The organism is Lactobacillus sp. (assembly GCF_051873315.1).
Taxonomy (GTDB): Bacteria; Bacillota; Bacilli; order Lactobacillales; family Lactobacillaceae; genus Lactobacillus.
In genome coordinates this window covers 1-8,324 of sequence record NZ_JBJEES010000127.1, presented here as the reverse complement: position 1 = coordinate 8,324, position 8,324 = coordinate 1, and the positions used below count along the sequence as shown (strand labels likewise).

At 50.8% G+C, this 8,324-nt stretch carries 9 protein-coding genes; 8 read left to right on the top strand and 1 reads right to left on the bottom strand.

Going from position 1 to position 8,324, the window contains the following annotated elements:
* From ACI32D_RS07395 to rfbD, 7 genes are all read left to right on the top strand, one after another.
* A partial coding sequence (locus ACI32D_RS07395) for an aquaporin (protein ID WP_439775942.1) occupies nt 1–264 on the top strand: 264 nt, incomplete at its 5' end.
* Between the two features lie 10 nt (nt 265–274).
* Nucleotides 275–796 (top strand): transcriptional regulator, encoded by a 522-nt coding sequence (locus tag ACI32D_RS07390; RefSeq protein ID WP_439775941.1) that lies wholly within the window; start codon nt 275–277, stop codon nt 794–796.
* Between the two features lie 90 nt (nt 797–886).
* Nucleotides 887–2,059: a MerR family transcriptional regulator gene (locus ACI32D_RS07385; protein ID WP_439775940.1), complete on the top strand. Its 1,173-nt coding sequence runs from the start codon at nt 887–889 to the stop codon at nt 2,057–2,059.
* Between the two features lie 123 nt (nt 2,060–2,182).
* The gene (gene rfbB / locus ACI32D_RS07380; RefSeq protein ID WP_439775939.1) at nt 2,183–3,220 is read left to right on the top strand and encodes a dTDP-glucose 4,6-dehydratase; all 1,038 of its coding nucleotides are present in this window, start codon (nt 2,183–2,185) and stop codon (nt 3,218–3,220) included.
* A 16-nt stretch (nt 3,221–3,236) separates the two neighbouring features.
* Entirely contained in the window at nt 3,237–4,121 is an 885-nt protein-coding gene (gene rfbA / locus ACI32D_RS07375; protein WP_439775938.1) for a glucose-1-phosphate thymidylyltransferase RfbA, read from the top strand.
* 25 nt (nt 4,122–4,146) lie between these two features.
* A complete protein-coding gene (rfbC, locus tag ACI32D_RS07370; protein ID WP_439775937.1) occupies nt 4,147–4,755 on the top strand; it encodes a dTDP-4-dehydrorhamnose 3,5-epimerase in 609 nt (202 codons plus the stop codon).
* A gap of 15 nt (nt 4,756–4,770) precedes the next feature.
* Entirely contained in the window at nt 4,771–5,745 is a 975-nt protein-coding gene (rfbD, locus tag ACI32D_RS07365) for a dTDP-4-dehydrorhamnose reductase (protein ID WP_439775936.1), read from the top strand.
* Between the two features lie 104 nt (nt 5,746–5,849).
* On the opposite strand, the gene ACI32D_RS07360 is transcribed toward rfbD, so the two are convergent.
* The gene (locus ACI32D_RS07360; protein ID WP_439775935.1) at nt 5,850–7,820 is read right to left on the bottom strand and encodes an FAD-dependent oxidoreductase; all 1,971 of its coding nucleotides are present in this window, start codon (nt 7,818–7,820) and stop codon (nt 5,850–5,852) included.
* A 127-nt stretch (nt 7,821–7,947) separates the two neighbouring features.
* Between ACI32D_RS07360 and ACI32D_RS07355 the strand changes: the two genes are divergently transcribed.
* Nucleotides 7,948–8,324: LysR family transcriptional regulator (locus ACI32D_RS07355; protein ID WP_439775934.1), on the top strand; the 377-nt coding region annotated here is incomplete at its 3' end.

The following is an 8,324-nucleotide window of genomic DNA, read 5'->3' as shown; positions in this document are numbered from 1 at the left end:
TTTACCCTGCTCAACCTGGGCAACTTCACCCAAGGCTTGAAGCCGTTGATCGTCGGTTTCTTGATCATGGTAGTTGGTCAGGCTTTGGGTTCAACGACTGGCTTTGCCTTGAACCCGGCCCGTGACTTCTCACCTCGTCTGGCTTACGCAATTTTGCCAGTGCCAAACAAGGGCGGGGCCAACTGGGCTTATGCCTGGGTTCCTGTTTTGGGGCCAATCGCCGGCGGTCTTTTGGCCAGCGGCCTGCAGGCATTGTTAAAATAAAGAGTACGTTATGTCAGAAAGTTTAAAGCTGCACATCTCGCAAGTTTTTAAAGATGAGGTGGCCAAAAACGGCTTTAACCATGTCAGTGTTGCCAAGGTCATGAAGAAGAGCGGGATTAGGCGGCAGACTTTTTACGAGAACTTCAAGGACAAGTTCGACCTCTTGGACTATACGATCAAGTCGATGATGGAAAACGATATCGAGAGCAATATCGGCTACCTGGACTGGGAAGGAATCATCTTTTTAGTCTTTTACGGGATCGAATTGAACAAGGATTTCTACAAGAGCGTATATGCAAGCCAGACAGAGGTTGATGTGGTTGGAGAAATTTCCAGCCACATTGCCGTCTTGCTCAAGCAGATCATTGAAGAAGAAGGAGCAGATTATAACCAGCAGGCCAAGGATTTCGTGGAAACCTTCTGCCTAGGCTTGACCTATACGATGATTGACAATCTTTTCCGGCCGCATCCCCTGGAATACGACGTTATCGCCAGCAAGGTCGACAACGCCCTCCACTTCACCATGAACTAGCCAAAACTTTACCCTTGAACTCCAGCTTGAGCTCAAGGGTATTTTTGTCTGGAAAAAATCGGTTATAATCAAAGGCAGAAAGGAGCCGCCATGACCGACTACTACACATCCGGCGAATTCGCCAAGCGGGCCCATGTGTCCGTTAGAACGATCCGCTACTATGACCAGCAGAACCTCCTCAAGCCTTCAGCCAGAAGCAAGGGCGGGGCCAGACGTTACAGCGACGCTGACTTCGCCAAGCTCCAGCAGATCCTGCTGTTAAAATACCTGGGCTTTTCCTTAGGGGAAATCCGCGGCCTGACTTTGGGGACCAGCGACAGGCGCCGCCTCCTGGATTCCCTGCAGATCCAGCGGCGCCTGGTGGAAGAGCGGATTGAAGAAATGACTGCCGTTGAAGCCGCCATCGACTCAACCACCCAAACCCTGGAGGCCGGCAAGCCGGTTGATTGGAGCCGGATGCTGGAACTGCTCCACCGGTCAACCATGACCCAGAGCCTCAAGACCCAGTACCAGAACGCCACCAACATCTCTGCCCGGATCCGCCTGCACCGGGACTACTCCATGAACAAGGAGGGTTGGTTCCCCTGGCTTTTCCGCCAGCTGGACTTGGTCCCTGGTTTAAAAATCTTAGAGATCGGCTGCGGCAATGGCGAACTCTGGGCCACTAGCCACGACCGCCTGCCGGAGGACTGCCAGGTCATCTTGACCGACATTTCAGAAGGGATGCTGGCCGATGCCAAAAAAGAAATCGGGGAAGACAGCCGCTTTTCCTATGACCGTTGCGACGCGGCTCACTTGCCTTTTGCCGATGAAGAGTTTGACCTGGTCGTCGCCAACCACATGCTTTTTTACTGCGATGACATCCCCCAGGTCCTTAAAGAAGTCCGCCGAGTTTTGAAAAAAGGTGGCCGCTTCTGCGCGTCAACTTACAGCAAGCGCCACATGCACGAAATCACTGACCTGGTCCAGGAGTTCAACTCCCAAATCGTCCTCTCTTCCGTCAACCTCTACGACCGCTTCGGCTTAGACAACGGGGAAGAGATCCTGGCTCCATTTTTTGCCCAAGTAACCTGCCGGCGCTACGCTGACGCCATCGACTTAGACGAAGCAGAACCAGTTATTTCTTATATCTTGTCCTGCCACGGCAACCAGAACGCGCTTCTGCTCGACCGCTACCAGGAGTTTAAGCAATTCGTTGAAGATGAAGTCGCCGGGGGCTTCCACATTACTAAAGACGCCGGGACCTTTATCTGCCGCAAATAACTGCCATTTTTAAAAAACGGCAGTTATTTTATTTTGCCTATTGAAGCTTACGTAACGTCATGTTTTATACTTTGAGTCAGTCAAGAGAAAAAATTGCTTAGTTTGAACTCGGAGGTTCATTACATGAAAATTATCGTTACCGGTGGTGCCGGCTTTATCGGCTCCAACTTTGTCTTCTACATGATGAAGAAGCACCCAGACTATAAGATCATCTGCCTGGACAAGCTGACTTACGCGGGCAACCTGTCAACCTTGAAAGATGTCATGGACAAGCCAAACTTCCGCTTCGTCAAGCTGGACATCTGCGACCGCGAAGGCGTCTACAAGCTTTTTGAAGAAGAACACCCGGACGTTGTTGTCAACTTCGCTGCTGAAAGCCACGTTGACCGGTCAATCGAAAACCCGGAAATCTTCCTGCAAACCAACATCATCGGTACCTCAGTTTTGATGGACGCCTGCCGCAAGTACGGCATCAAGCGTTACCACCAAGTATCAACTGACGAAGTTTACGGCGACTTGCCGCTGGACCGGCCAGACCTCTTCTTCCACGAAGACACGCCGCTGCACACTTCCAGCCCATACTCATCATCAAAGGCCAGCGCTGACCTTTTGGTCGGGGCTTACGGCAGAACTTACGGCCTGCCTGTAACTATTTCCCGTTGCTCAAACAACTACGGCCCTTACCAATTCCCGGAAAAGCTGATCCCATTGATGATCCAAAGAGCCTTGGACGACAAGCCTTTGCCAGTTTACGGTGAAGGCCAAAACGTCCGCGACTGGCTCTACGTTGAAGACCACTGCAAGGCCATCGACTTGATCTTGGAAAAGGGCACGGTTGGCGAAGTCTACAACATCGGCGGCCACAACGAAATGCACAACATCGACATTGTCAAGCTGATCTGCGACTACCTGGGCAAGCCTTACTCCTTGATCGAACACGTTACTGACCGCAAGGGCCACGACCAACGCTACGCGATCGACCCAACCAAGATCCACGAAGAACTTGGCTGGCTGCCGGAAACCATGTTCAAGGACGGTATCAAGAAGACCATCCAATGGTACCTGGACAACAAGGAATGGTGGGAAAACATCATCTCCGGTGACTACCAGAACTACTACCAGGAAATGTACGGCAAGAAGCAGGTTTTAGACGAAAAGTAAGAGGCAAGGAAGAAAAATGAAGGGAATTATCTTAGCAGGTGGTTCAGGCACTCGTCTGTATCCATTAACCCTGGTCACCAGTAAGCAGCTTTTGCCTGTTTACGACAAGCCAATGATCTACTACCCGTTGTCAACCTTGATGCTGGCCGGGATCAAGGACATCTTGGTCATTTCCACGCCAGCTGACACGCCGCGCTTTAAGGAACTTTTGGGCGACGGGTCACAATTCGGCATCAAGCTCTCTTACAAGGTTCAGCCAAGTCCAGACGGCCTTGCTCAAGCCTTTACCTTGGGCGAGGACTTCATTAACGGCGAACCTTGCGCCATGGTCTTGGGTGACAACATCTTCTACGGCAACGGCTTTACTGACATGCTGGAAAACGCCGCAAAAGACGCGCAAAACGGCCGGGCAACGGTTTTTGGCTACTACGTCAACGATCCGGAACGCTTTGGCGTTGTCGAATTCGACAAGGACGGTCACGCTATCTCCATCGAAGAAAAGCCGGCTCAGCCAAAGAGCAATTACGCCGTAACTGGTTTGTACTTCTACCCGGCTGGCGTGAGCGAAAGAGCTGCCCAGGTTAAGCCAAGTGCCCGCGGGGAAGTGGAAATCACTTCTTTGAACGAGATGTACTTAAACGACGGCATCCTGGACGTCCAGCTTTTGGGCCGGGGCTATGCTTGGCTGGACACCGGGACGATGAAGAGCCTGGTAGACGCTTCAAACTTCGTTAAGATGGTGGAAGAACGGACTGGGGTAAGCATCTCCGCTCCTGAAGAAATTGCCTACGTGCACGGCTGGATCGACGAAGACAAGTTGATGGAAGCAGCCAAGCACTATGGCAAGAGCCCTTACGGCCAGCACCTCAAGGCGGTGGCTGAAGGCAAGCTGAAGTATTAGTTTTTTAGAAAGAAGAATCAGAAAAATGGGTCAAATCAAAGTTGAAAAGAATGTCGGCGGTATTGAAGGTCTGGCAGTTATCACGCCAGCAGTTCACGGGGACGACCGTGGCTACTTCATGGAAACCTACAACGAAAACGACATGAAGGAAGCTGGTTTTGACATCAACTTCGTCCAAGACAACCAATCAAGTTCAACCAAGGGCGTTTTGCGGGGCCTGCACTTCCAAAAGCACTTCCCGCAATGTAAGCTGGTCCGGGCCGTTCGCGGGGACGTCTTCGACGTTGCCGTTGACCTGAGAAGCGACTCCAAGACCTACGGCAAGTGGTACGGGGTTGAACTGACCGCTGAAAACAAGAAGCAATTCTTGATTCCAGAAGGTTTTGCCCACGGCTTCCTGGTTTTGAGCGATGTAGCTGAATTCTGCTACAAGGTTAACGACTTCTGGCACCCAAACGATGAAGGCGGCATGGCTTGGAACGACCCTGAAATCGGGATTGAATGGCCACAAGTTGTTGGCGAATACCCAGGCTCAGCTGACGCCAGCGGCTACGCTTTGGAAGACGGCACTAAGCTGACTTTGTCCGACAAGGACCAAAAGTGGCAAGGGCTTAAGGACACTTTCAAGTTTTAATTGGGAGGAAAAAGCATGAAGGTTTTCGTAACTGGCGTCAACGGTCAACTGGGCCACGACGTGATGAACGAATTGGCTAAGCGCGGCTACGAAGGCGTAGGCAGCGACTTGGTTCCAGAATACAGCGGGATCGCTGACGGCTCAGCTGTTACTACTGCACCTTACGTTTCCCTGGACATTACTGATGCAGAAGGCGTAAAGAAGGCCATCAAGGAAGTAAATCCGGACGTGATCGTTCACTGCGCTGCCTGGACTGCGGTTGATCTGGCTGAAGATGACGACAAGGTTGAAGCTGTCCGCAAGGTTAACACTGAAGGTACCCAAAACATCGCCAACGTAGCCAAGGAATTAGACGTGCCAATGGTTTACATCTCCACTGACTACGTTTTCGATGGCCAGGGCACTACGCCATGGGACCCGGATTTCAAGGGCTACAAGCCAATGAACGTTTACGGGGAAACCAAGCTGGGCGGGGAACTTGCCGTATCTGAAACTTTGGACAAGTACTTCATTGTCCGCATCGCCTGGGTCTTCGGCTTGAACGGGAAGAACTTCATCAAGACCATGCTTAATGTGGGTAAGACTCATGATGAAGTCAAGGTGGTCAGCGACCAAATCGGTACGCCAACTTACACTTTGGACTTGGCCCGTCTTTTGGTCGACATGATCGAAACCGACAAGTATGGCTACTACCACGCAACCAACGCGGAATTGCCGGAAACTGCCAGCGGCTATGATGAAAACGGCACCAAGACCGGTTATATCAGCTGGTACGATTTCACCAAGGAAATCTACCGCCAGGCTGGCTACAAGACCAAGGTAACCCCGGTTACCACGGAAGAATACGGCCTCTCCAAGGCTGTACGGCCGTTCAACTCACGTTTGGACAAGAGCAAGCTGGAAAAGAACGGCTTCAAGCCGCTGCCAACTTGGCCAGACGCCGTGCACCGCTACTTGGAAGCCTTGAAGGCTGACGGCTTCTTTGACTAAGCAATTTTTGCAAGCACTGGACGATTGTCCGGTGCTTTTTTGCTAGAAAAAAAGTGCCGAATGACTGCTCAGCTAAGCAATCATTCAGCACTAATTCAAGCTGCTTAAAGTTTTTCGTATAATTCTTCTGCTAAAAGTCGGCCTTCAGTGGAGTAGCAGGCATAGGAGAAGCCACCCATGTAGTATTCGGTGAACAAGTCACTGGTTGACATTTCACCTACCGCGTAGAGGTCGCGGAAGTCAGAACCATCTGCTTTCTTTACTGCAAAGGTATCATGGTTGATCTTCACCCCGCCGATCGTGCCCCAGGAACCAGGCATTACGTAGAAGGCGTAGAGCTGCTTTTCATTCAAGGGTCTGATCTTGGATTGCGGCTTGCCGAATTCATCATTGCCATCTGCGGCAGCCTGCTTGTAGCTGGCAAAGGTCCGCTCAAGCTGCTTTTCGTCCAGGCTCAGCTTTTCAGCCAATTCAGCAACAGAAGCAGCCGTTACGTAAAGCTTGGCATTTTCATCCAGCTTATGGATTCCCTGGCGCAGAATTTCCGGCAGGTTTTCGTCATCGTAAAGCAAATAGTATCTGTCACTGCCGTGGCGGTACATTCTTGAGGTGACTTTCAAGCTGTCATAAGGTGCTTCATTGGTAAAGCGCTTGGCCTGACTGTCAATGATCATGCCGGTTGAATAGTCGGGAACGTTGTTCCAGGTAATGTATAATTGCGGGTTGAAGTCAAGATTACCATTTTTGTAAACATCGTTGTCGGAGAAGGCGGCCCCGATTTCTTGAAGCAGCTGGTAGCCGTCAGCAGTGTTTTCCCGGCTGGCCTGGTTGAAGACATGCACGCTGGCTACCGCAGGCGTGTTCTTTTTAAGCAGGTCTGGAGCATATGACGCGCCGCCAGTAGCCATAACGACGGAGCCAGCAGTAATCGTAAAGTCAGAGCCGTCTTTGCTTTCGACCTTGATGCCGGTTGCCTTGTCGCCATCTGTCAAAATTTGGGTAACCCGGCTGTTGAGGATGATCTTGCCACCATGCTTTTTGATGATGTCACTGAGAAGTTCATCGACTCTGGCCCCGTTGGCGAAATTGCCGTAAACGATCGGCCCTTGACCAATGAATGTTCCCTTGGTATTGGTCATGCTGACCAGTTGGTCAAAAGTCTTGCCGGATTCAGTCATCAGCTTCTTCATGAACTCTCTGTCGTGCGCCTTTTGGGCATCGGCGTTAACGTTGTCAACATAAGTCATGATGCTATCGATACTGTTGTCAATGCCTTGCTTTTTAGCGAGCTTGGAGTTTGCTAAGGCGTAAACGGCTCCCGCGTATCTTGAAGAGCCGCCAACTTGCTCGCCTTTGGCCACGACAACGACGTCCAGACCCTTAGTGGCAGCGAAGGCACCAGTCATTAAGCCACTTAAGCCGGCTCCGGCAATAACGACGTCGGCGGTTAAATCTTCATGGTTGATGGTCAGTGGACGGTGGTAGGCCTTGCTGGTCCAGGCAGCTAAGTTACCGCCGGCTTTTTCCACTGCATCCTCGCTGGCGGAAATAATTGCCTTTGAAGTGAGGGTAGCGCCGGAAACCGCGTCAACGTTCAAGGTCTGCTGGCTGACGATTTCCTTGGGAATCAGCTTTACGGCCTCATCGCCAACATTTGGCGTTTCATGGCTGGAGATAATTTTGAGATCGCCGATGCGGTGGTCAAAAACGTCAAGCTTAACGGCTAATTGCCCGCCGTGCCCGGATCCATAGCCGATATAGCTGCCTTCAGTTAAGGCGAGGCTGGTTGACTTTGCCTTGCCTTCGGCTTGTCTCAAGGCATCTTTCACTGCTGCTTTAACGCCTTTGGTGGTCAGGCTGGCGCCGGTTACACCGTCGATATCAGCGGATTGCTTGTCGATGATCTGCTTAGCGAGTTCTTCATCAGCGCTTTGGCCCACGTTTCTGCTTTCGTTTTTCAAGTCAAGGCTTGCCTTGGTTATCTCGCTTTCGTTGACGGTTAGTGAGACGCTTAGGTCGCCAATACCTTTGCCCTTGCCAGTGTAAGTGCCGGGGTTAAATTTGCTTTTTGTCATTGTTTTGTCTCCTATACTCTGTGTTCAATTTTTTCTCTACACATAAATCTTAATTTTTTCCCTTATCAGACAGAAGTATTAAAATGTTAGTAGCTAATAACCAGAAGTTGCAAGTAGGTAGCAAAAAATGAACGATCAACTGAAAACATTTATTGCGGTGGCTGACAACCAAAGCTTTAATAAGGCAGCCAATGAATTGTATCTTTCAGCCCCGGCAGTCATTAAGCAAGTTAACCATTTGGAAGATTCTATAAAAATAAAGTTGTTTGACCGTAATCATAATGGTGTTACGTTGACGGAAGCAGGCAAATCGTTCTATAAGGATGCCGTCAGGCTGTTATCGGCTTACGACCAGTCGATCGACCGTGCCAGAAACGCGACGGGAAAGAAGATGTCGATCAAGATCGGTGCTGGACCGCTCGCGACAGGAACAGCGACCACCAATTTGTGGGTTGAAGTTGGGAAAAGACTTCCCCAGCTTCGGTTTCAGTTCATCCCCTGTTC